Genomic DNA, 20,758 nt, shown 5'->3' with positions numbered 1-20,758 from the left:
GATGGGCAGAGCCAGCGCGAGGCGCGCCGCGCCGGCGCGGAGGGCGCGCCGCCACGACCCGGGGCGCAGGGATCGGCTGGTGATGACGGCGCTCGACGTCATCGCCGAGCAGGGGATCGCTGGCGCCTCGCATCGCTCCATCGCGCGGGCCGCCGACGTGCCGCTCGGCTCGACCACGTACCATTTCGCGTCGATCGACGAGCTCCTCGCCGCGGCGTTCACCCGGCACGCGGAGGACGCGGCGGCCCGCTTCGAGGCGCGGATGCGCGCCGCTTGCGACCGAGAGGCCGCGGTCGATCTCCTGGTCGAGCACCTCACGGCGGACCTGCTCGGCTCGCCGCGCGACCTCGTGCTCAGCGTCGAGCTCTACGTCGCCGCCGCCCGGCGGCCCGCGCTGCGCGCCGTCACCCAGGCCTGGATGCTGCGGAGCCGACGCGCGCTGGAGCTCCACTTCGACCCGGTGACCGCGCGGGAGCTCGACGCGCTGATCGAAGGCCTGGTGCTGCACAGCGCGCTGTCCACGGAGCCGATGACGGCCGAGCAGATCCGGCACGCGATCTACCGGTTCACCCGGTGAGGACACGCATGCCGCATTCGAGGCATGGTCGCCGGAGCTCAGCGACGCGCTCGATGGATCCAGGTTCCCGGCGCGCCGTCCTCACAAGCCCGGACGCGCTCGATGCGATCTACCGCGTCGTCGATGTCAGCGCCCGGCGACTGCCGAGACAGAGCTCGATGCGCCCTTCGTTCAATCTACGCTACTTCGCCGCCGACAGCCCTCTCGTGAGGTGGGCGCGCACGCTCTCCACGGGGTGGGCATTGCCCCACAGGATGTCGCCCTCCGGGCCGCCGGAGACCTGCAAGCCGACCACCTCGCCTCCGGCGTTCACCACCGGTGCTCCGCTCGTCGCGCGCAGCTCGAGGGTGGTGTCCTCGAACTGGTAGGCGAGCAGCGTCGGCCTGGAATGGACCACCCGTGCCCGGTGCAGGCGCTGACCTGCGGACTTTCCGCCGAGGACCTCGGCCACGAGCCATACGTCCTCGCCCGGCGCCGCGTTCCTGGGCGCGAGGCGCAGCGCGCGGGCGTACAGGCTCGCCGGGGCGCGGAACGCCGCCACGTCGGTGGACCAGTCCCCGGCCTCCCGAGCATGGCCGGCCGACGGCAGCACCACCATCGGGCCAGCCCGCAGCGGCTCCTCCTCGCCCTCGCCCAGGTCGATCTCGGACAGGTACACGGCCCGGACGAGCTGGCCGAGCTCCGTGGCGCTCATCTCCCGTTCGAACCCGCCGGCTGTACCAAACAGATGGTGGGCCGTGAGCCCGAGCGGGCCGGCCTGTCCTGGGATGGAGACGAAGAAGGCCGTGCCAGCGCTGATTCGCCCTTCTGCCGTGTCGAACGTCGGCCGCACGATGGAGCCCTGGGGCAGCGAGGGTGATGTCGCAGCCGCGGACAACCTGCCGGGGGCGGACGTCAGGCCCGCGTCGCTCTGCGCTGCCGGCGGGGGGGGAGCTGCGGCAGGCGCCGAGGAAGGCGATGACGAGCAGCGAGAGCCAGGGCGTGGATCTCATGACCGCCCTTCTATCTCCAGGAGTCGAGCGCGCGTCAATGGCGCGTCTCTGCCCTGCGACGGGCCAGGGCGACGGCGCGGCCGTCAGCCGTTCACCCCCGCCGCAGGGCCGCCTCCCGGGGCGCGCCTCGGCCCGCCGCGCTGGAGGAGGCGGGCTCGGCGGACCGCGCGGGATGTGTCCGAGGCGTCGAGATCTCCAGCGCCCACGATGACGCCGCCGTGTCGGCATGGCCGCCCGTTTGACACCCCCCCTTCGCGCGTCCAACAGATCCTCTCATGAAGACGCTCTATGCATTGCTCACGTTGCTCGTCCCGAGTCACCTCCTCGCCGAGGAGCCCGCCGCGAGCGCCCCGCCCGACAGTGCGGAGCCCGCGCGCTGCGGCTGCGCGGGCGACGAGCCTGGCCCGCTCGCGGGGCAGCTCGATCCCTCGTTCGGAGGGGCGGGGACCGGGATCGCGCGGGTGCGCTTCGGCGCCGACGACGACGGCGGCTTCTTCGATGTCGACGTCGCCGAGGATCGGATCATCGCGGCCGGCTGGGGCCAGGGCGGGCTCGGCGCGACCAGGTTCCGCGTCGTCCGGCTGACCGGAGCCGGCGCGCTCGATTCCACCTTCGGCGACGGCATGGTGACCACGGGCTGGGCCAACTCGACCGGCGACCTGGCCTATCTGGCCGCCACCGGCCGCCAGCACCGCGGCGAGGTCGTCGCCATCGGCTGGCGCGACAGGTTCCGGGGCGCCTCGGCGGACGTGGCGCTGGCGCGCTACGCGGAGGACGGCTCGCTCGACCCCGGCTTCGGCGACGGCGGCAAGAGCCTGCTCGACCTCGGCGGCGACGAGGAGATCCGGGGCGGCCTCGTCGCTCCGGACGACGGCATCGTGGCCGTGGGCCAGCGCGACGGGCGCCTGCTGATCGCGCGCGCCACCGCGGACGGCGCCCTCGACACCTCGTTCGCCAGCCCGCGCGGCTACCGGACCGTCGCGCTGGGCACGGCGTCGGTCGCCGAGGCGGTCGCGCTCGATCGCCGCGGCCGCGTCGTCGTGGCCGGCTCGGTCGAGCGGGACGGCCAGCGCGACATGATCGTGATCCGCCTGCGCCGAGACGGCGCGCTCGATCGCTCCTTTGGCCGCGGGGGCGCGATCGTCGCCGGCGATCCCGGGATCGACGAGCGCGCGGTCGCGCTCGCGGTGTCGCCCGACGGCGGCCTCGTGGTGGCCGGCGACGCGGGGGCCGAGGGGGCGCGCGACTTCCAGGTCCGCCGCTTCCACCCGGACGGCGCGCCCGACCTCGAGTTCGGCGACGGGGGCGTGGCCGCGTGGCCGACCACCGGCGGCGACGACGTGGCCGAGGACATGGCCCTGCTCCCGGGCGGCGCCGTCCTCGTCGCGGGCAACGGCGGCGAGCGCGGCGAAGGCGGCACGACCACGCCGCTGCTCGCGCGGTACACGTGCGACGGCGCGCTCGACCCGGCGTTCGGCGACGGCGGCGTGCTCCCGGTCGATCTCGGCGAGTTCGGGCAGCTGCACACCGTGAAGGTCGTCTCGGACGACAAGGTCCTCCTCGGCGGCGGCGACGTGGGCATGTCCCCGGGGCCCGGCACCTACGGCGTCGTGGCGCGGATGTGGATGTGACGTCGCCGGCCGGCGCCGGAGAGAGCGCACCTGCGAGCCGCTCCCTCGTCCCGGATTCCACGCGTCTCCCTTTGTCCTGCCTGCCCTTGTTGCCACGGCGACGCGTCGAGCCTCCCTGAGCGAGCCTCCCGGCCTTAGGTTCTCCTCACGGAGGGGGCGGATGAACACCATGGCAAAGTCTACGGATCTGCAGGTCGTGGAGGTCGAGGGGGCCGGCACCGTCTCGCTTCCGCCCGACTCGCTTCGCACGAACGTGTCCGTGGAGGTCCGCTGCGAGAGCCTGGAGGCCGCGCGCGAGGAGGCCGCGGCCAAGACACGAGCGATCATCGAGGCGCTGGAGAGGCTCCAGATTCCGTCGCTCCAGGTCAGGAACGTGGATGTCTCGGTGAGGCCGATCTCGGAGGGCGAGACGGAGCGGGAGCGCGTCGCTCCGCCGCGGATCATCGGATACGAGGCGACGAGCACGGTCTCGGTGATCCTCGAGGGGGCGCCGATCGACGTGCTCCGCGTCGAGAGCTCGAGGATCCTCGATGCGGCGCTGTCCGCGGGCGCCAACCAGACCAGCGGGATCCGCTTTTTCCTGCGCGCGCCGCAGGAGGCCTACCGAGCGGCGCTCAAGGCCTCGATCGCGGACGCCGAGCGCAACGCCGGCGCCATCGCCCAGGCGGCCAGGATCAAGCTCGTCGGGTGGCGATCCGTGTCGAGCGCGGGCGACGAGGACGGCGGGCGCGCCTGGCAGATGGCGGCCGGCCGCATCGGCCCGCGTTCGACCACGTTCCCGATCGAGCCCGGGGAGATCCAGGTGACAGCCACGGTGAGGGCCCGCTTCCGCTTCGCGAAGCGGTAGAGCACCCGTCGCCACCGAAGCTGATGCTCGCCGCAACATGGCCGGCCACGACCACCTTCCCGGCCGCGTCGACGGCGATGCCGGTCGCGCGCTGAGGGACATCGGAGCCGAAGCTCTTGCTTCAGAGGTGCTCCCCCCCGCAGGAGGCGTTCACGCCGTCGCAGTTCTCGTCCGCCTCCGTGTGGCAGTCATCCGAGGTCGGGAGCACTTCGCCGATGCAGGGCCCGTAGCCGGTCCCCTGGGCGTTGCAGATCTTCGTGCCTCCCTTGCAGGTCCCGACGCCCGCGGTTCCGGGGGAGCCCGTATAGCACGGCGCAGCCGCGCCGGGGACACAGATACAGCCGGGGCCCTCCTCGTTGGCCTGACCATCGCAATCTTCGTCGGCCGGATCGATGCAGGTCTCAGCCGCTGGAGTGACCTCACCGATGCAGGCGCCGAGCTCCGACCCGTCGGCGCTGCAGGTCGCGACGCCCCGCCGGCAAATCCCGACATCCGCGGTGCTGGGCGCCGCCGTGTAACACGGGACTTGAGCCCCAGGCTCGCACACAGTGCCTCCTCCTCCACCGCCTCCCCCGTCGCCCGCGCTTCCGCCGTCGCCCGCGCCCGCGCTTCCGCCGTCGCCCGCGCTTCCGCCGTCGCCCGCGCTTCCGCCGTCGCCCGCGCCCGCGCTTCCCCCGTCTCCGCCCGCGCCGAGACCTCCGCCGGATCCCGTTGTGGCACCGCCCTCGCCGGCTCCGCTCTCGGCGCCGGCGGATCCGCCGCTCCCGCTGGGGGCACCGCCTGCGGCGCCGTGGCCGCCGCCCTCGCCGTTGTCACAGGCAGAGCTCATCAGCCAGAGCAGCGCGATCCAGGCCATTCGACGAACCGTGAGCATCCGTTTACCTCCCTGAGCCGACGGCTTCCTTGGGGCCGACGCTCGAACGCTTGCCGCTCGATGCGACCCGCCGCAACCCCGTTCACCGCGCCACGTGAGATCCACCACGGCCGAGGCGAGGCGGGCGTCGCGTCTCCTCGGTCCCGCGGCGCTCACGGCTCCCGCGCGCACCGGGCCCCGATGCCGGCCGCGCGGGTCGTCGGGGAGCGGTGGTCGCGGGTGGAGAGGTGCAGCGCCTCCGCGGCGCTGCGCCAGCCGCCGCCGCGCATCACCCGTTCCGTGCCGCCCGTCGTGACGGCGCAGTCCACGCACTCGGGCGGGTAATCTCCATGATAATCGAGCATCCACTCCCACATGCCCCCCGCCAGATCCGCTTGCTCGAACAGCCCATCTCCCTGCGGTGACTTCGACCCGACCGGCAGGAGGTCCTCGATCACGCACCCCGCCACGTCGCTGCCATTGCACGCATACACCGCGTGGTCCCGATCGAGCGTCTCATCGTCCGCCGAGGTGGACCACGGATACGGACGCTGCTCGGCGCCTCCGGCCGCCGCGTACCCCAGCTCCGCCTCGGTCGGCAGTCGGCCGCCGTCCCACGCGCAGAACGCAAACGCCATGTACCAGCTCAGGCAGTTCATCGGCAGGCGCTCGTTCGCGCCGGGCTCATCCGTCCACGCCCATGCCGTTTCCTCCGAATCGCAGAACAGCCCTTTCAGGAGCTCGGCCCGGTCCGGCGGCAGCCGATCTTCCCACTCCGCATCCCAACCGCTCCCCGGGATGAGCGGGTGCGCGCCGGCGCCTGCTGCCGGCCGGCTCCCGGGATACGCGTCCACGAACGCCCGGAACCGCCCCAGCGTGACCTCGAACCGGTCCAGCTGGAAGTCGCTCACCGTGGCCGGGAAGGCCGCGTCGTTGCTCCGGTTGAACGTACCCCCCACGACCAGCTCGCTCGCGCAGCAGCTCTCGTCTTCCGTGGGCCCGCACGTCGCAGGCAGCCCGGCGCAGCGACTGCCTGTCTCCACGCCGCCGCCGCCGCCGCCGCCCTGGTCCTCCATCGGATGATAGGGCTTGTCCAACCCGACGACCGTCGTGCACCCGACGCCCGGCAGGCACAGCGCCGCCCACAGCCATCGCCCAGATCGTTGTCTCATGCTCCTCGTCTGTTACCGAGGCGAGAGTGAGGGATCAACAGAACGGCCGCTGGACGACCGGCGGAGCCCGCCACCGGACCGCATTGACGCAGCGCGGCCCCGGGGCTAGAGGGTCGAACGCCCCGGCGCTCACAGATGGACACGCTGCGAGGCAGGCTGCATGGCGCCGATCATCCCCGACAAGAAGAAGATCAAGAGCTTCCGCACCGAAGCCGAGCTCGAGGCGTGGATGGCCGCGAACCACGCGCAGGAGACGGAGTTGTGGCTGAGGATCTACAAGAAGGGCTCCGGCGTGCCGACGGTGACGCAGGCGCAAGCGCTCGACGTGGCGCTCTGCTGGGGATGGATCGACGGCATCCGAAAAGCCCTGGATGAGAGCTCGTTCTTGCAGCGGTACACGCCGCGCAAGCCGAGGAGCGTCTGGAGCCAGATCAACCGCGACAACGTCGCCCGCTTGACCGCCGCGGGGCGCATGACGCCCCACGGGCAGCGGCAGGTGGACGCGGCCAAGGCCGATGGCCGCTGGGAGGCGGCGTACGCGCCGATGCGCGGCGCGACCGCGGCCACCCTCCCCGACGACCTTCGCGCCGCGATCGAGGCGAACCCACGGGCGCGTGAGACGCTCCAGCGGCTGGGGCGTCAGAACCTGTTCGCGCTGGCGTTCCGCACGAGCAACATGAAGACGCCCGCCGGCCGCGCAAAGAAGATCGCCGAGCTCGTGGCGATGCTGGCGCGCGGGGAGACCATCGTGCCGGAGCGGCGTAGAGAGCCGAAGGCGGCCCGGCCCCCCACGGAGTGAGTCGCCCTCCGCCCGATCTGGCTGCGCGCAGCCCGGCATGCCGCGCCCGGAAGGGCTCGGGTCAGCAGGTCAACCGGGGTGACGCTCGGCGCGGACGAACGGGCAGAGGCATTGTTGCGGCTGTCTTGACAAGCAGCCCCGTTGCGTGAAATGTAGTCGTTCCACCCAATAAGGAATTCCATGTCCTGGCCGGAACCCGTCACCTTGCGCGGGCGCCATGCCGCGCTCGAGCCGCTGACCCACGCCTACCATGATGATCTCGTCGACGCGGTGCGCGACGGCGAGCTGTGGGATCTCTGGTACACCTACATCCCGCGCCCCGAAGGCATGCGCGACGAGATCGAGCGTCGGTTGTCCCTCCAGCGCTCGGGTTCGATGCTGCCCTTCGTCGTGATCGACGCGCGGAGCGGACGCGCGGTCGGCATGACCACGTACATGGACATCGACGCAGCCAATCGGCGCGTGGAGATCGGCTCGACGTGGTACCGCAAGAGCGTACAGCGCACCGCGATCAACACCGAGTGCAAGCTGCTGCTGTTGCAGCACGCGTTCGAGGCGCTGGACTGCATCGCGGTGGAGTTCCGAACGCACTTCTTCAACCACCAGAGCCGCCGCGCCATCGAGCGGCTGGGCGCGAAGCTCGATGGCGTCTTGCGCAACCACCGTCGCGCGTCCGACGGCACGCTGCGCGACACGTGCGTCTACAGCATCATCGCTCCGGAGTGGCCCACGGTGCGCAGCCACCTCAATCATCAGCTCGCGAGGCCTCGCGAGCCGATGACCGCGCGCTGAGACCTCGGCGTCGCGGCGCCGCCGCCTCAGTCGTAGTACTCGTTCCCGAGGTGCGTGATGAGCTCTTCCCCCATCATCCACCGAAGCGTGTTCTTGAGCTTCATCGACTGGATGAACAGGTCGTGCTCCGGATAGAGCTCCGGCGCCGTCATCGGGCTCTTGAAGTAGAAGCTCAGCCACTCCTGCGTCCCGCTGAACCCCGCCCTCGCCGCGAGATCCAGGAACAGCGCCAGATCGAGCACGATCGGCGCCGCCAGGATCGAGTCCCGGCAGAGGAAGTTCACCTTCATCTGCATCGGATAGCCGAGCCACCCGAACAGATCGATGTTGTCCCACCCCTCCTTCGCGTCCCCGCGCGGCGGATAATGCTCGATCCGCACCTTGTGGTAGAGCTTCGAATACAGCTCCCTGTAGAGCTCCGGCTGGAGGATCTGCTCGAGCGCGCTGAGCTTCGAGGCCTCCTTCGTCTTGAACGAGTCCGGATCCTCCAGCACCACGCCGTCGCGGTTGCCGAGGATGTTCGTCGAGAACCACCCCGAGACGCCGAGCATCCGCGCCTTGAGCGCCGGCGCGATCACGGTCTTCATCAGGGTCTGCCCCGTCTTGAAGTCCTTGCCCGCGATCGGCACGCCGTGGCTGCGGGCGAGCTCCCAGGCGGCAGGGAAATCCACGGTCAGGTTCGGCGCCCCGTTGGCGAACGGGACCCCCTCCTTGATGCACGCCCAGGCGTAGATCTGCGAGTTCGAGATGGCCGGGTGGTTCGAGAGGAGCCCCGCCTCGAACGCGGCCGCCGACCGGTGCACCTCCGACGGCGTGATGAAGACCTCCGTCGAGCCGCACCACACCGCCACCGCCCGGCTCGCCCCGCGCGAGCGCACGAAGCCGCGGATGTCGTCCCGCACCTGCTCCACCATGTCGGCCTTGCTGCGGCCGGCCTTCACGTGCGGCCCGTGCAGCCGGCGCACGTAGTCCGGGTAGAACACCGCCTTCATCGGCGTGACGGCCGCGAGCTCCTCGCGGACGGCATCGAGGTGCGCCGCCTCGAGCACCTTCGCCTCCACCGCCGCCTCGTACGCGTCGTCGGGGAAGATGTCCCAGCCGCCGAACTCGAGATCATCGAGCGACGCCAGCGGGGCGAAATCCTTGATCTTCGGAGAGCGGTTCTCCGTCCGCTTCCCAAGCCGGATCGTCCCGAGCTGCGTCAAGGCCCCCACCGGCGCGGCGACGCCCCGCCGCGCGAGCATCACGCCCGCGATCGTCGTCGTCGACACCGCCCCGAGCCCCGGGAGGAGCACGGCCAGCTTCCCCTCAGGCTTCGTCAGCTTCTGCGGCTGCTTCATCAGATCTCTCCTCACTCGCGACCAGCTCGGCCGCTCACGGCTCGCCTCGACGAACGCTCGGCGCGCGCGGCGCTGCTCAGCCGTTCGCGGCCTGAGGCAGCGGCGCGTCGCTCTCCGACGCCGCCAGCGCAGGCGCGTGCCGGCCCAGCCCGAGCACGCTCCGGAAACCCTCGATCGTCCGGCGCAGCCCCACCCGCAGCGGCACCTTCGGCTCGAACCCGAGCACCCGCTTCGCATGATCGATGACCGGCTGCCGCTGCCGCGGATCGTCCTGCGGCAGCGGGCGGAACGCGATCCGGCTCCGGCTCCCGGTCAGGCGAATCACCTCCTCGGCGAGCTCCAGCACCGTGAACTCCTCCGGATTGCCCAGGTTCACCGGCCCCGTCTCGCTGGGGTGCTCCATCAGCCGCACGATCCCCTCGACGAGATCGTCCACGTAGCAGAAGCTCCGCGTCTGCGAGCCGGCGCCGTAGACCGTCAGCTCCTCGCCCTGGAGCGCCTGGACGATGAAGTTCGACACAACGCGCCCGTCGTCGAGCGCCATCCGCGGACCGTAGGTGTTGAAGATCCGCGCCATCCGGACCTCGACGCCGCGGCGACGGTGGAAGTCCATCACCAGCGACTCGGCGCAGCGCTTCCCCTCGTCGTAACAGGAGCGGATCCCGATCGGGTTCACCGAGCCCCGGTAGCTCTCCGGCTGCGGGTGGACCTCGGGATCGCCGTAGACCTCGCTCGTCGACGCCTGGAACACCCGCGCCCCGCAGCCCTCGGCGAGCTTCAGCGCGTGGAACGTGCCGACCACGTTGATGAGCGTGGTCCGCACCGGATCGCGCTGGTAATGCGGCGGGCTCGCCGGCGAGGCGAGGTTGTAGATGCGATCGACCTTGAGATCGTACGGCTGGGTGACGTCGTGCTCCACCAGCCGGAAGCGGCGATGGTGGAGGAGGTGGGCGACGTTGCCCCGGGAGCCGGTCGAGAAATCGTCGAGCGCGATGACCTCGTGGCCGTCGCGGATCAGCCGATCACACAGGTGGGAGCCGACGAAGCCGGCGCCTCCGGTCACCAGGATGCGCAGCGCAGCGCTCATGTCTCTCTGACCTCCTCTCCAGGCGACAACGACCGGACGACCGCCCCGGCACGGGTGGGCGCGATGGGGTTCCTCCACGCCACGGTCGCCTCGTCATCCTTCATTGGCAGCACGCGGTTTCGAGCCGACACCACACGTTCACGATCCCCGGTCCCCTGGGAGCTCCCGCTCGTCCTGTTCATCGAGCAGCTCCCGGGCGTATCTCTCCAGCGCCTCGGCGCGGTGCGCCGCGGTGTGCCGGGCGAGCACGCGCTCGCGCGCCCGCTGCCCGATCGCGACCCGCTCCCGCTCGGGGAACTCGCGGAGCAGGCGCAGCGCCTCCTCCGAGGAGCGGGCCACGAGGATCTCCTTGCCCGGCTCGAAGAGCTCGTCGAGCCCGGGCCAGTCGTCGCTGATCACCGGCACGCCGCAGGCCGCCGCCTCGAACAGGCGCACGCTCGGCGAGTACCCCGCCTCGATCATGTCCCGCCGGGTGACGTTGAGCGTGAAACGCTGCGCGCCGTAAAAGGCGCGGTGCTCGCCCGGCGGGATGTGATCCGTCCGGTCGACGTTCGCCGGCCAGGCGATCTCCGCCGGGTACTGCGGCCCCGCGACCGCGAAGCGCCCCTGCGCCCAGCGGCGCGCCGGCTCGACCAGGAGGCGATCCAGCGTGGGCTGGCGATCGGGGCTGTAGGTGCCGAGGTAGCCGAGATCCCACCGGGGCGAGAGGCGCTCCGGGAAATACGCGTCCGGATCCACCGAGCAGTAGAGCGGGCGCGCCCGCTTCGCCCCGTAGCGGCGCTCGAGCAGGTCGAGCGTGGGGCCGCCGGTGAACGAGAGGTAGAGGTCGTAGCGCGGGATCAGCGCCGCAGACAGGTACTCGGTGTCGCCCCGCTCGAGCTTCTTGAGCGTCACCGGCGTGTCGATGTCGTAAAACGCGGTCTTCCCGCGCGCCGTCTCCGTCACCCAGGCGCCGACCTCGACCCCGTCGGGCACGTAGGACCCGACGACCACCATGTCCGCGTCGCGCACCGCGTCCCCGAAGCGCGCGCGGAGGTCGTCGAGCCCCTGATAGAGCTCGGTCCGGCCGTACGGAGGGTCCGGCAGATCGCGGTTCTCCGCGTAGAACCAGAGGTCCCGCTCGAGGAACAGCACGCGGTGCCCGCGCTGGGCGAGCCGCTTGAGGAGCCCGCGGTACGTGGTCGCGTGGCCGTTGCCCCACGACGAGGTGATCGACAGGCCCAGGAAAACGAAGGAGATGGTCTTCACGGAGCGATCGCGGTGAGGGTTGCGTCGGCGGCGTCGGCGGCGTCGTCGGGGCGGCCGAGCAGCGCCTCGACCTGCTTCGCCCGCTCCGCGTAGGTGTGCTCGGCGAGCACGCGCTGCTTCGCCGCCTCGCCGATGGCGCGGGCCCGCTCGGGCGTGAGCGCCCGGAGGATCGCCGCGACCTCGTCGCCGCTGCTCGCGACAAGCACCTCGCGCTCGGGCTCGAGGAAGAGCTCGATCCCCTCCCACGCGTCGGTGATGAGGCACGCGGCCGCGCCCGCGGCCTCGAAGACCCGGGTCGCCGGGGAGAAGCCGACCGACGCCATGCTGTCGCGGGCCACGTTCAGCACCGCGCGGGCGCTCGCGTTGAAGGCGTTGTGATCCGCGGTGTAGACGTGCCCGACGTACCGGACGTTCGAGGGCATCGCCTTGTCCTGCCAGCCGTTGCCGCCGAGCAGGAACCGGAGCTCGGGGAGCGCGGCCGCGGGCCGCAGGAAGAACTCCTCCACGCGCCGCTCCCGGTCCGGGAGGCGGTTGGCGAGGAGCGCAAAATCACAATGAAATCGCGGATCTGGCGCGACCTCGAAGTGGGTCTCGGGGTCGAGCGCGTTGTAGATCGGCACGCAGCGCCGGGCGCCGAGCGCCTCGTAGCCGCGCACCACGGGGTCGCCGCCGCCGTAGGTGAAGACCAGGCCGTAGCGCGGGATCTGCGCGCGGAACGGGTCCGACGGGTTGGTGCGGACCCGCTCGAGCGTGGCCGGGGCGTCGACGTCCCAGAAGATGGTGGTGAGCCCCGGCCGATCGAGCGCGGCGACCTCGGCCTCGAGGAGCTCGTCGAAGACGCCGACGCCGCTCGCCTTGACGACGACGTCGGCGCTCCGCGCCTGCTGGACGAGCCGCCTCGGCTCGTCGGCGTCGGTGCCGGAGTAGACCACCACGCGGGCCCACGGCGGATCGTCGATGTCGCGGTGCTTCTGCCGGTCGTACGCGTCCGGCTCGTAGAAGGTGACGCGGTGCCCCCGCGCGGCGAGGGCGCGGATGATGCCGCGGTAATAGGTGGCCGCTCCGTTCCAGTAGGCGGAGACGAGGCTCGATCCGAAGAAGGCGATGTCGAGCGGTCGGCTCGAGGTCGGGCGTCGGTTCATGCGGTGGCTCGCTGGGTGGTGGCGGCGGGCGCCGGGCGGTCGACCTCGATGCCGAGGTCGGCCGAGATGCAGAGGAGCTCGTTGACGCGGTGGGCGCAGGTGTGGCGGGCGAGGACCGTCTTGCGCCCCTGCTCCGCCAGCTCGGCGGCCATGGCGGGCTCGGCGAGGAGCGCGCGCAGGTGCTTCTTCATCTCCTCGCCGTCCCGGGCGACGAGGTAGTCGAGCCCGGGCGAGAACAGCTCTTCCGCGTCGCTCCACGGCGAGCAGACGAGCGGGATGGCGCACGCCATGGCCTCGAACGGCCGGATGGTCGGGATGCCCGGGAGCGACGCGACGTAGGGCCGCCTCGGCACGTGGACGGTCACCCGCGCCCGCGCGAACGCGTCGGGCGCGCGGTAGTTGGGGAGCCAGCCGCGGTACTCGAGCCCGGCCGCCGCGAGCGCGGCGCGGGCGTGCTCGGGGTAGCGCACCCCGTGCACGCGGGCGGAGAGGCCGAGATCGCGCGCCGGGCCGATGAGGAACTCGTCGAGCTCGCGGGTGCGCTCCTCGTCGCCCCAGTTGCCGACCCACACGAGATCGCGCTCGGGCTGGATCTCGCGGCGCGGGCGGAAGACCCGCGCGTCGGCGGCCTCGTGCCAGACGAACGCCCGGCGGGCCCAGCGGCGCTCGAGGTAGAGGTCGCGGATCACCCGGCCGAAGGCGAGGACGCCGTCGTAGTGGGTGAGATCGTAGCGGGCCATGGCCCCGGGATCGGTGACCGACCGGTGGTGCGTGTCGTGGAAGAGCAGCCGGTACGACGCGCCGGCCCGGTGGGCGCCGACGCGGGCGACCAGCTCCGGCTCGCTCCACTCGTGGACGATCACCAGCGCGGCGCCCTCGAGCGCCTCGTCCAGGTCGAGCGAGGCGAGGTCGTAGCGGATCGGGTCGACGTGCGGGTAGACCGCGCGCACCTCGCGCAGCGGGGCCTCGCCGTGGTCGGCGACGAGGTTCTGGAGGCTCCACGCGTCGCGCGGCTCGAAGACGCGGACCTCGTGCCCGCGCTCGGCGAGCTCGGTGACCACGCCCCGGAGGAAGTGCGCGTTCCCGTGGTTCCAGTCGGACAGGAGCGAGTGGCAGAACAGGACGATGCGCATGGCTCACTCGCCTCCCACGGGGGCCGCTGCGGCGGCGTGCGGCGCCTCGCGCGACGGCGAGCGCCTCGTTCGCGAGCTGCCCCGGAGGAGCTCGCCGTAGAGGTGCAGGTAGCTCCGGGCCATCCGCCGCGGCGAGAACTCGAAGGCGCGGGCGCGGGCGCGCGACGCCATCTCCTGCCGCCTGGCGGGATCGTCGATGAGCGCCTTCAGCGCGCGCCGGAGGGCCTCTGTGTCGCCGGGATCGACGTAGAGGGCCGCGTCCCGCCAGACCTCGCGCAGGCTCGGGATGTCGCCGAGGACGAGGGCGCAGCCGGAGAGCGCGGCCTCCAGGACCGACAGGCCGAACGGCTCGTAGCGGGCGGGGTGCGCGTAGATCGAGGCGCGGGCGAGCGCGGCGGCGACGCCGGCCGGCGAGAGCACGCCGAGGTGCTCGAGCGACGGGATGGGCCGGCTGCCCCCGCCGGGGTGGACGTCGCTCCCGGCCACCTGGATCGGCCAGGGCAGGCGAGGGGCCACCTCGCCGAGGGCCGCGATGTTCTTGGCCTGGTCCCAGAGCCGCCCGACCGCGACGATGACCTCGTCCTTCGGGCCCGGGGCGAACCGGTCCGGGTCGGCCGCGTTGGGGATCACCACCGCCCGCGCGCCCCGGGAGGGCGCGAGCGCGCCGTGGTGGCGCACGAGGGCGTCGAGCATCGCCTGGGTCGGCGCCACCACCGCGGACGCGGCGGCGAGCCCGCGGGCCACCTCGCGCCGGTAGCGATCGTACTGCGGCGGCGCCTCCCCGCCGAGGACGGCGGTCCACCAGGAGAGGACGCACGAGTGGGCCACCACGAGCTTCGGGGCGCGGAAGCCGAGGGCGCCGTGCGCGTAGCCGTTCAGGTGGACCACGTCCGGGCGGACGCGCTCCTCGAGCTCGAGGAGCCAGTCCCCGGCGCGCGCGACGTCGTCCCAGGGGTCGTCCATCCACTCGAGCCGGAAGGAGCTCTCGAAGACGGCGAGCCCGGGCACGCGGCCCGGGGCCTCGCGCTGGGGCGCCGAGAGCGGCCCGCCCATGGTGGCGAGCGACGTCCGGACCCCGCGCTCCGCGAGCGCGGCCGCGAGCTCGATCGCGTACGAGAAGACGCCGCCCACCGTGTCGGCGGTCATCAACACGGAGCTGGGGGGGGGCGGGGCGTCAACCATGGCCGGGCGCCGCGACCTCGAGCTCGGAGAGCGGGAGCGGGCGGCTCTCCTGGATGTCGCTGAAGTGATCGAACTGGCCGAGGTAGTGCGCGACCGAGCGCTCCCACGCCTGATCGTCGGGGAGGCCCCAGCGCATCGTGTAATCGGGCGAGCCGGGGTAGGGGAACATCGGCACCGGCTCGTTCGCCCACACGCCGTGCTGCCGGAGCCGCTCCCGGAAGGCGGCGACGTCCGCGGGATCGTCGGTCTGCGACTGGATCAGGTTCGCCTGGACGAAGGGGACGCTCTTCTTGGCGTGGATCAGGAGATCGCTGAGCTGCTCGGTCGAGAGCTTGCAATGCTTGGCCAGGAGGCTCCTGCCCTCCTTCGTGATGCTCTCCACCCCGGCCTCGATCGAGACGCACCCCGCCTTCCCGAGCAGGTCGAGCATCTCGCGGTTCCAGTTGTCGACGCGCATCTGGACGCCGAACGACACCGGCCGATCCACGAGCGCCTCGAGCAGCGGGCGGTCCGGGAGGAAGATCTCGTCGACGAAATAGACGTAGCGGACGCCCTGCGCGACGAGCCCGTCGAGCTCGTCGAGGAGCACGGCGAGCGGTCGCTTGCGGTAGCGATCGCGGAAGTTGTCCTTCGCGCAGAAGGTGCAGTGATACGGGCACCCGCGGGACGCCTCGATCTCGGCGCCCGGCCCGACCGGCGCGGTGTCGAAGCGGTGGTGGTGGTGGGCGTGGCGCGCGACCGTCGCCTCGTCCCAGCGGAGGGCCGGGAGCCGCGCCATGTCGGACGCGTGCGGCCCGCCCTGGACGCGCGCCTCCTCGCCTTCCACATAGGCGATCGAGGCGATCTCGCCCCAGCGCGCGCGCGGCAGATCCGCGAGCTTGACCAGGACTTCCTCGCACTCGCCCATCACCACCGCGTCGACCCCGAGCTTGTGCAGGGTGGCGCGGGGGGTGGTGGAGGCGTGGGGGCCCACCGCGAACCGGAGCCCCGGCAGGTCGCGCAGGGCGTGGAGCGTCTGCTGCGGGACCCGGAGCTCGGGCGGAGCGCAGCGCCAGAAGAGGTAGCTCGGCGCGGTGGTCACCACGATGGCGTCGGGGCGGAGCGCGGCCACCTCGTCGCGGAGGGCCTCCAGGGAGAGGTTCCGGGCCTGGGCGTCGACGATCGCCGCCTCGTGCCCCGCCGCCTCGAGCAGCGCCCTGGCGTAGCCGTACTCGAGCGGCAGGTGGGGCTCGCGGCAGCCGAAATAGATGCTCCCCTCGAAGCTCCAGGGCGGGTTGACGAGCGCGAACCTCACTCGGCGCCCTCCATGCAGAGCTCCTCGGCCGCCTGGCCTGCGGCCTTGCCGGCGCCGGTCATCTCGCGCAGCCAGCCGTACAGCTTGCGCACGCCGTCGCGGAACCGGACGCGCGGCCACCACCCCGTCGCCGCGTTGAACCGGCGGCAATCGGAGACGTAGTAGCGCTGATCGCCGGGGCGCCACGCCTCGAAGCCGGTCGCCGGGCGCTTGCCGTCGAGCTCCTCGATGAGGTCGAGCAGCTCGAGAAGGCTGAGGGTGTTCTCCGGGCCCCCGCCGATGTTGAACGCCGTCGCGGAGATCTGCCGGATGCTCCTGCGGGCGAGGAGGAAGGCGTCGACGAGATCGTCGATGAACAGCACGTCCCGGACCTGCATCCCGTCGCCGTAGAGGGTGATCGGCTCGCGCCGGAGCGCCTGGAGGAGGAAATGAGCCACCCACCCCTGGTCCTCGGTCCCGAACTGGCGAGGCCCGTAGATACAGCTCATCCGGAACACCGCCGCGGGGAGCCCGAAGGTGCGGGCATAATCGATCACGTACTGATCCGCCGTGCCCTTCGAGCACCCGTAGGGGCTGTGGAAGTCGAGCGGCCGCGCCTCCGAGATGCCGGAGGCGCGGAGCCTCGGATCCTCGGGCGCGTACTGCCGATCCCTGCACTGGAGCGCGACGTCGGGGAGGCCGCCATACACCTTGTTGGTGGACGTGAAGAGGAGCGGCGGCGGGGCGCTCTGGGCGCGGATCGCCTCGAGGACGTTGAGCGTCCCCCGGGCGTTGATCTCGAAGTCCTCCACTGGCCGGACCAGGCTGGTGGTCACCGCGACCTGGGCGGCGAAATGAAAGACGCTGGAGGCGCGCTGGACCACGTCGGCGACCGCGCCGGCGTCCCGCACGTCGCCGGTGACAAGCGTGACGCGGTCGCCGTGGACGCGCTTCAGCCAGTCCACGTTGCGCGCCACGGAGGGCCGCGAGAGGTTGTCGAACAGGATCACCGACTCTCCCGCCTGGAGCAGGCGGTGGGCCACATTGGACCCGATGAAGCCGGCGCCGCCGGTGATCAGCGCCGGCCGCCCCGGCTCCCCGGCCGCGCCGCGGGGATCGAGATCCGCGGCGCTCATACCGTCAGCCCCCGGGATTCCAGCTCGGCGCGGGCCTGGGCGACAGCGTCCTTCGCCACCTGGCCCTCGAGCCAGCCGGCGAGATCGCGGAGCCCCTCCTCGAGGGTGACCTGGGGCTCATACCCGATCTTGCGCTGCGCCGCGCCGATGTCGGCGAAGCAGTGCCGGATGTCGCCCAGCCGCGATTTCCCGGTGATCTCGGGCTCGATCCGGTCCTTGCCCATCACCTTGCGGACGTGATCGGCGACCTCGCGCACGGTGTACGAGTGCCCGCTGCCGATGTTGAGCACCTGGCCCACCGCGGAGTCGGCGCTGAGGACCCGGACGCAGGCGCGGGAGATGTCGGCGACGCTCACGAAGTCGCGCCGCTGCAGGCCGTCCTCGAAGATGAGGGGCGGACGATCGTTGAGGAGCCGGGAGGCGAAGATGGCGAGGACGCCGGTGTACGGGTTGGAGAGGGCCTGGCGGCGGCCGTACACGTTGAAGAAGCGGAGGGCGACGGTCGGGATGTTGTAGGCGCGCCCGATCGTGAGGCAGAGCCGCTCCTGGTCGTACTTGGAGAGCGCATAGACCGACTCGAGCGCCGGCGTCTTGGACTCGGGGGTCGGGATCGGCACGAGCGCCTCGCCCGTCTCGCTCCGGACCTCCCAGTCGCCGCGCTTCAGCTGATCGAGCGGGCGGCTCGCGCCGGGGACCACGGCGCCCGAGGCGGTCCGGTAGAGCCCCTCGCCGTACACGCTCATGCTGGAGGCGACGATCAGCCGCGAGACCGGCCTCTCGGCGAGCTCTTCCAGGAGCACGGCGGTGCCGAGGTTGTTGACCGAGGTGTACTCCTCGATCTTGTACATGCTCTGTCCGACCCCGACCATGGCCGCGAAGTGGTAAACGACGTCCACGCCGCGCAATGCCGACTTCACCGCGTCCCGGTCCCGGACGTCACCCACGATGAGCTCGACTTCCGGGTTGAGGTACGCCGGGCGCCGGCGCTCGGGCCCGTGCACCTGCGGGATGAGGCTGTCGAGCGCCCGGACGCGATGCCCTTGGCGCAGGAGATCGTCGGCGACGTGCGAGCCGATGAAGCCCGCTCCACCGGTGATGAGGACGTGACTGGCCATATTCCTCTGTGTCGATGGTCAATGCGTGGCAAAATGCCACGAGTCGTCAACGCGCGTGGCAAAACGCCACGCAGCTGAGCGGACGAGACTAGGCTAAATAAGAGGGCGCCTTCGCGACGGCGCCGCGCTCGGGACAGCTCACTGCGCCACCGTGTCCGGTTCTGTTCAGCGCGGACATCGTACAATCGACGCCCGGGACGCCATCCGAGTAACATGTGACTCACGATCCTGCAAGAGCGGTTCGTGAGAGATTTGACAATATCACCCGCAGTACGATCTTCGAGTCGCGCTGGCGAGCACTCGAATCCCGCCGAACCCTCCGTGATTTCCCGGACAATCTTCGGGCTCTGTCCGCGGCGCTCCGGCGCGTGGGCGCGCGGTCTGCGGACGACGGAGCGTTCGATACTCCACCTCACCATGGTATCAGGCGAAACCGGCGCTCTTCTAGGGAGAGCCCGCATTGACCACACCATCATGTTCCGCGGCGCGCGCTCGATCTCCTCCGTTGAACGGCTCGAGGCCGGGGATGACGCCCAGCCGTCTCGGAACCGTTCATGAGCGCATCTCCCGAGATGAGGGCTCCGAAAGGCCGACTTGTCAATCCGTTTTCGTCGGAGCTGCCGCACCGGCCGTGACCGGTCGCGCGCGATGGACTGCATTACGATGAGCTCTGAGAAATTCCACGATTATCTGCAGCGAACGGGCGCAACGTGCGCGGCGCGGTCCCGGCCGGGCGGGCGCGCTGCTAAGCTCGCCGTCGCCCGCGCCGGGCGGGTCCCGGGGTACCAGCAAGGAGGAGCCATGATCGTCGTCACAAACCGCATTCCCGTCGCCGAGGGCCACGAGGCCGAGTTCGAGGACCGCTTCAAGAACCGGGTCCACCTGGTCGACCGCGCGCCCGGCTTCATCCGGAACGAGGTGCACCGGCCCAAGCCGATGAAGCTGGACCACGCGACCGGCGCGTGGAGCCCGGATCCGGACGCGCAGGGGTTCTACGAGGTCAAGACCTGGTGGAGGTCGATGGACGACTTCATCGCCTGGACGAGGAGCCCCGCGTTCGCGGAGGCGCACCGGAACCGCGCGCCGAAGGAGATGTTCGCGGGCCCGAGCAAGCTCGATATCCACGAGGTGTTCCTCAGCACCGATCTGCAGGGCTAGCGATCCTCGGCGCCGGTCGGGGGCGCCGTGCGCGCGGGGGCGCCGTGCGCGCACGGCGCGCGCTCCCGGCTTGAAGGCGCGTGGCCTCGTGTACTACGAGGCCGGGCGAGCGAGCCCGTCGGGCCGCGGGCCAGGGGCCGCGCGGTCAGGCGGCGCCTCGCCGACCTCGCCCATCATGTCAGCATTCACTCCAGCAAGACGGGACGCCGGCGTCGAGCGCTTGCGCCCCGCGGGCCCACGGCCAAGCCGAGGCGCGGGGCCCGAGCGGCCGCGCGTCGAGGCGGCGCGGGGGCGGCCGCGGCGGGTTCCGGGGAAGGCGCTGTTTCTCCTCCCCAACCTGATCACGCTGTCATCGATCTTTTGCGGCCTCGACGCGGTACGGCGCTCGGCCGCCGCGCGGTCGGACGACGATTTCCGGCGCGCCGCGAGCCTCATCCTCCTCGCGATGCTCCTCGACGCGCTCGACGGCCGCGTCGCGCGGGCGACCAGGACCGACAGCGCGTTCGGGCGGGAGCTCGACGCGCTGGCCGATCTCGTCTCGTTCGGCGTGGCCCCGGCCGTCCTCGTGCACCAGTGGGCGCTGCACCGCCTCGGCCTCGCCGGCGTGCTCGGCGGGTTCGTATTCGCGGCGTGCGGCGCGATCCGGCTCGCTCGCTTCAACGTCCTCTCCCTCGCCGAGGCGGGCTGTTCGTCGGCGCCGCCGCGGTACGTCGTCGGCCTCCCCGTCACCGGCGCGGCCGGGATCCTTGTCGCGATCGTCATGACCCACGGCGTCGCGGACGGGCAGCTCGCCGGGGCCGGCGCCGCGCCGGCGGTCCTCGCGACGACGCTGCTCCTCTCGCTCCTGATGGTGTCGACCCTGCGGTTCCGCTCGTTCAAGGATGTCCACCTCGACGCCCGCACCGCGCTGTCGATTGCGCTCGTCATCGGCTCGAGCGCGCTCATCTCGGCCCGCTGGGCGCCGGGGTTCGTCCTTGTCTGGCTGATCGGCGCCTACGTCCTGCTCGGCGTGGTCGAGTCGCTCTGGCGCCTTCCGGCGCGGCGCCGGGGCGCGCCGGTCGAGCCCGAGCGGAGAGGATCCGGCACGGGCGGTGGGTCGCGTGGGGGCGGTGGACGGGAGTCTTCGCGATCGGCTCCGCGACAACCTTCGTAGAGCGGTCGCGCCTACCTGCGGAAGGAGCGGTTTCAGCGTTCGCAGCGTTCTTCACGGACGGAGACCGCGGCGGCGGGACGCGGTCCGGCCCCGATTGACGCGCCCGCGCCGGGCTGCCATCGTCGCGC

General features: G+C 71.8%; 19 protein-coding genes. 7 read left to right on the top strand and 12 right to left on the bottom strand.

The window, feature by feature from the left end; all coding sequences use genetic code 11:
- Position 1 precedes the first annotated feature (1 nt).
- Positions 2-577, top strand: a complete 576-nt coding sequence (locus tag WMF20_RS38620) for a TetR/AcrR family transcriptional regulator (protein ID WP_437606775.1) — start codon at positions 2-4, stop codon at positions 575-577.
- 181 nt (positions 578-758) lie between these two features.
- Here WMF20_RS38620 and WMF20_RS38615 read toward each other — a convergent pair whose 3' ends face one another.
- Entirely contained in the window at positions 759-1,409 is a 651-nt protein-coding gene (locus WMF20_RS38615; RefSeq protein WP_437606774.1) for a trypsin-like peptidase domain-containing protein, read from the bottom strand.
- A 435-nt stretch (positions 1,410-1,844) separates the two neighbouring features.
- On the opposite strand from WMF20_RS38615, the gene WMF20_RS38610 reads away from it, so the two are divergent.
- On the top strand, positions 1,845-3,200 hold the full coding sequence (locus tag WMF20_RS38610; protein ID WP_437606773.1) for a hypothetical protein: 1,356 nt from the start codon (positions 1,845-1,847) through the stop codon (positions 3,198-3,200).
- A 169-nt stretch (positions 3,201-3,369) separates the two neighbouring features.
- Positions 3,370-4,047, top strand: coding sequence for an SIMPL domain-containing protein (locus tag WMF20_RS38605; RefSeq protein ID WP_437606772.1), 678 nt, complete (start codon positions 3,370-3,372; stop codon positions 4,045-4,047).
- Between the two features lie 121 nt (positions 4,048-4,168).
- On the opposite strand, the gene WMF20_RS38600 is transcribed toward WMF20_RS38605, so the two are convergent.
- Together WMF20_RS38600 and WMF20_RS38595 are read right to left on the bottom strand one after the other, a co-directional pair.
- A complete protein-coding gene (locus tag WMF20_RS38600) occupies positions 4,169-4,594 on the bottom strand; it encodes a hypothetical protein (RefSeq protein ID WP_437606771.1) in 426 nt (141 codons plus the stop codon).
- Between the two features lie 479 nt (positions 4,595-5,073).
- Positions 5,074-6,072: a formylglycine-generating enzyme family protein gene (locus WMF20_RS38595; protein ID WP_437606770.1), complete on the bottom strand. Its 999-nt coding sequence runs from the start codon at positions 6,070-6,072 to the stop codon at positions 5,074-5,076.
- 160 nt (positions 6,073-6,232) lie between these two features.
- On the opposite strand from WMF20_RS38595, the gene WMF20_RS38590 reads away from it, so the two are divergent.
- On the top strand, positions 6,233-6,871 hold the full coding sequence (locus tag WMF20_RS38590; RefSeq protein ID WP_437606769.1) for a YdeI/OmpD-associated family protein: 639 nt from the start codon (positions 6,233-6,235) through the stop codon (positions 6,869-6,871).
- A gap of 180 nt (positions 6,872-7,051) precedes the next feature.
- Entirely contained in the window at positions 7,052-7,663 is a 612-nt protein-coding gene (locus WMF20_RS38585) for a GNAT family N-acetyltransferase (RefSeq protein WP_129578957.1), read from the top strand.
- A 26-nt stretch (positions 7,664-7,689) separates the two neighbouring features.
- Here the strand turns inward: WMF20_RS38585 and WMF20_RS38580 are convergent, their stop codons facing one another.
- The 9 genes from WMF20_RS38580 to WMF20_RS38540 form a co-directional block, all read right to left on the bottom strand.
- Complete coding sequence (locus WMF20_RS38580) at positions 7,690-9,003, bottom strand: inositol-3-phosphate synthase (protein ID WP_437606768.1); 1,314 nt, start codon at positions 9,001-9,003, stop codon at positions 7,690-7,692.
- Positions 9,004-9,079: 76 nt separating this feature from the next.
- Positions 9,080-10,090, bottom strand: coding sequence for a UDP-glucuronic acid decarboxylase family protein (locus WMF20_RS38575; protein WP_129578955.1), 1,011 nt, complete (start codon positions 10,088-10,090; stop codon positions 9,080-9,082).
- A 138-nt stretch (positions 10,091-10,228) separates the two neighbouring features.
- Positions 10,229-11,338, bottom strand: coding sequence for a CgeB family protein (locus WMF20_RS38570; protein ID WP_437606767.1), 1,110 nt, complete (start codon positions 11,336-11,338; stop codon positions 10,229-10,231).
- On the bottom strand, positions 11,335-12,480 hold the full coding sequence (locus tag WMF20_RS38565) for a CgeB family protein (RefSeq protein ID WP_437606766.1): 1,146 nt from the start codon (positions 12,478-12,480) through the stop codon (positions 11,335-11,337). Before WMF20_RS38565 ends, WMF20_RS38570 begins: the two co-directional genes overlap by 4 nt.
- Positions 12,477-13,613 (bottom strand): CgeB family protein, encoded by a 1,137-nt coding sequence (locus WMF20_RS38560; RefSeq protein WP_437606765.1) that lies wholly within the window; start codon positions 13,611-13,613, stop codon positions 12,477-12,479. Before WMF20_RS38560 ends, WMF20_RS38565 begins: the two co-directional genes overlap by 4 nt.
- A gap of 3 nt (positions 13,614-13,616) precedes the next feature.
- Positions 13,617-14,795 (bottom strand): glycosyltransferase family 4 protein, encoded by a 1,179-nt coding sequence (locus WMF20_RS38555; protein ID WP_437606764.1) that lies wholly within the window; start codon positions 14,793-14,795, stop codon positions 13,617-13,619.
- On the bottom strand, positions 14,788-16,089 hold the full coding sequence (locus WMF20_RS38550; RefSeq protein ID WP_437606763.1) for a TIGR04295 family B12-binding domain-containing radical SAM protein: 1,302 nt from the start codon (positions 16,087-16,089) through the stop codon (positions 14,788-14,790). Before WMF20_RS38550 ends, WMF20_RS38555 begins: the two co-directional genes overlap by 8 nt.
- Positions 16,086-17,204, bottom strand: coding sequence for an SDR family NAD(P)-dependent oxidoreductase (locus tag WMF20_RS38545; protein ID WP_437606762.1), 1,119 nt, complete (start codon positions 17,202-17,204; stop codon positions 16,086-16,088). Before WMF20_RS38545 ends, WMF20_RS38550 begins: the two co-directional genes overlap by 4 nt.
- Positions 17,201-18,319 carry an NAD-dependent epimerase/dehydratase family protein gene (locus WMF20_RS38540; RefSeq protein WP_437606761.1) on the bottom strand — a complete coding sequence of 373 codons (1,119 nt, stop codon included), beginning with the start codon at positions 18,317-18,319 and terminating at the stop codon, positions 17,201-17,203. The genes WMF20_RS38545 and WMF20_RS38540 overlap by 4 nt, the downstream gene beginning before the upstream one ends.
- An 801-nt stretch (positions 18,320-19,120) precedes the next feature.
- Here WMF20_RS38540 and WMF20_RS38535 point away from each other — a divergent pair.
- Positions 19,121-19,477 carry an antibiotic biosynthesis monooxygenase family protein gene (locus tag WMF20_RS38535; RefSeq protein ID WP_061629153.1) on the top strand — a complete coding sequence of 119 codons (357 nt, stop codon included), beginning with the start codon at positions 19,121-19,123 and terminating at the stop codon, positions 19,475-19,477.
- A 175-nt stretch (positions 19,478-19,652) separates the two neighbouring features.
- Positions 19,653-20,630, top strand: a complete 978-nt coding sequence (pssA, locus tag WMF20_RS38530) for a CDP-diacylglycerol--serine O-phosphatidyltransferase (RefSeq protein WP_437606760.1) — start codon at positions 19,653-19,655, stop codon at positions 20,628-20,630.
- The last annotated feature ends 128 nt before the right edge of the window (positions 20,631-20,758 follow it).

The sequence above is a fragment of the Sorangium sp. So ce834 genome (genome assembly GCF_051521425.1).
In the GTDB taxonomy this organism is placed as follows: Bacteria; Myxococcota_A; Polyangia; order Polyangiales; family Polyangiaceae; genus Sorangium; species Sorangium cellulosum_D.
This window is presented reverse-complemented; position numbering and strand designations above follow the sequence as displayed.

What these genes read in the sequence shown, in the direction of transcription:
- WMF20_RS38575 (WP_129578955.1), bottom strand. Translation starts at nt 10,090, where the DNA reads ATGAGCGCTGCGCTGCGCATCCTGGTGACCGGAGGCGCCGGCTTCGTC.
- WMF20_RS38585 (WP_129578957.1), top strand. Translation starts at nt 7,052, where the DNA reads ATGTCCTGGCCGGAACCCGTCACCTTGCGCGGGCGCCATGCCGCGCTC.
- WMF20_RS38545 (WP_437606762.1), bottom strand. Translation starts at nt 17,204, where the DNA reads ATGAGCGCCGCGGATCTCGATCCCCGCGGCGCGGCCGGGGAGCCGGGG.
- WMF20_RS38565 (WP_437606766.1), bottom strand. Translation starts at nt 12,480, where the DNA reads ATGAACCGACGCCCGACCTCGAGCCGACCGCTCGACATCGCCTTCTTC.
- WMF20_RS38560 (WP_437606765.1), bottom strand. Translation starts at nt 13,613, where the DNA reads ATGCGCATCGTCCTGTTCTGCCACTCGCTCCTGTCCGACTGGAACCAC.
- WMF20_RS38605 (WP_437606772.1), top strand. Translation starts at nt 3,370, where the DNA reads ATGGCAAAGTCTACGGATCTGCAGGTCGTGGAGGTCGAGGGGGCCGGC.
- WMF20_RS38580 (WP_437606768.1), bottom strand. Translation starts at nt 9,003, where the DNA reads ATGAAGCAGCCGCAGAAGCTGACGAAGCCTGAGGGGAAGCTGGCCGTG.
- WMF20_RS38610 (WP_437606773.1), top strand. Translation starts at nt 1,845, where the DNA reads ATGAAGACGCTCTATGCATTGCTCACGTTGCTCGTCCCGAGTCACCTC.
- WMF20_RS38590 (WP_437606769.1), top strand. Translation starts at nt 6,233, where the DNA reads ATGGCGCCGATCATCCCCGACAAGAAGAAGATCAAGAGCTTCCGCACC.
- WMF20_RS38540 (WP_437606761.1), bottom strand. Translation starts at nt 18,319, where the DNA reads ATGGCCAGTCACGTCCTCATCACCGGTGGAGCGGGCTTCATCGGCTCG.
- pssA (WP_437606760.1), top strand. Translation starts at nt 19,653, where the DNA reads ATGTCAGCATTCACTCCAGCAAGACGGGACGCCGGCGTCGAGCGCTTG.
- WMF20_RS38595 (WP_437606770.1), bottom strand. Translation starts at nt 6,072, where the DNA reads ATGAGACAACGATCTGGGCGATGGCTGTGGGCGGCGCTGTGCCTGCCG.
- WMF20_RS38535 (WP_061629153.1), top strand. Translation starts at nt 19,121, where the DNA reads ATGATCGTCGTCACAAACCGCATTCCCGTCGCCGAGGGCCACGAGGCC.
- WMF20_RS38555 (WP_437606764.1), bottom strand. Translation starts at nt 14,795, where the DNA reads ATGGTTGACGCCCCGCCCCCCCCCAGCTCCGTGTTGATGACCGCCGAC.
- WMF20_RS38620 (WP_437606775.1), top strand. Translation starts at nt 2, where the DNA reads ATGGGCAGAGCCAGCGCGAGGCGCGCCGCGCCGGCGCGGAGGGCGCGC.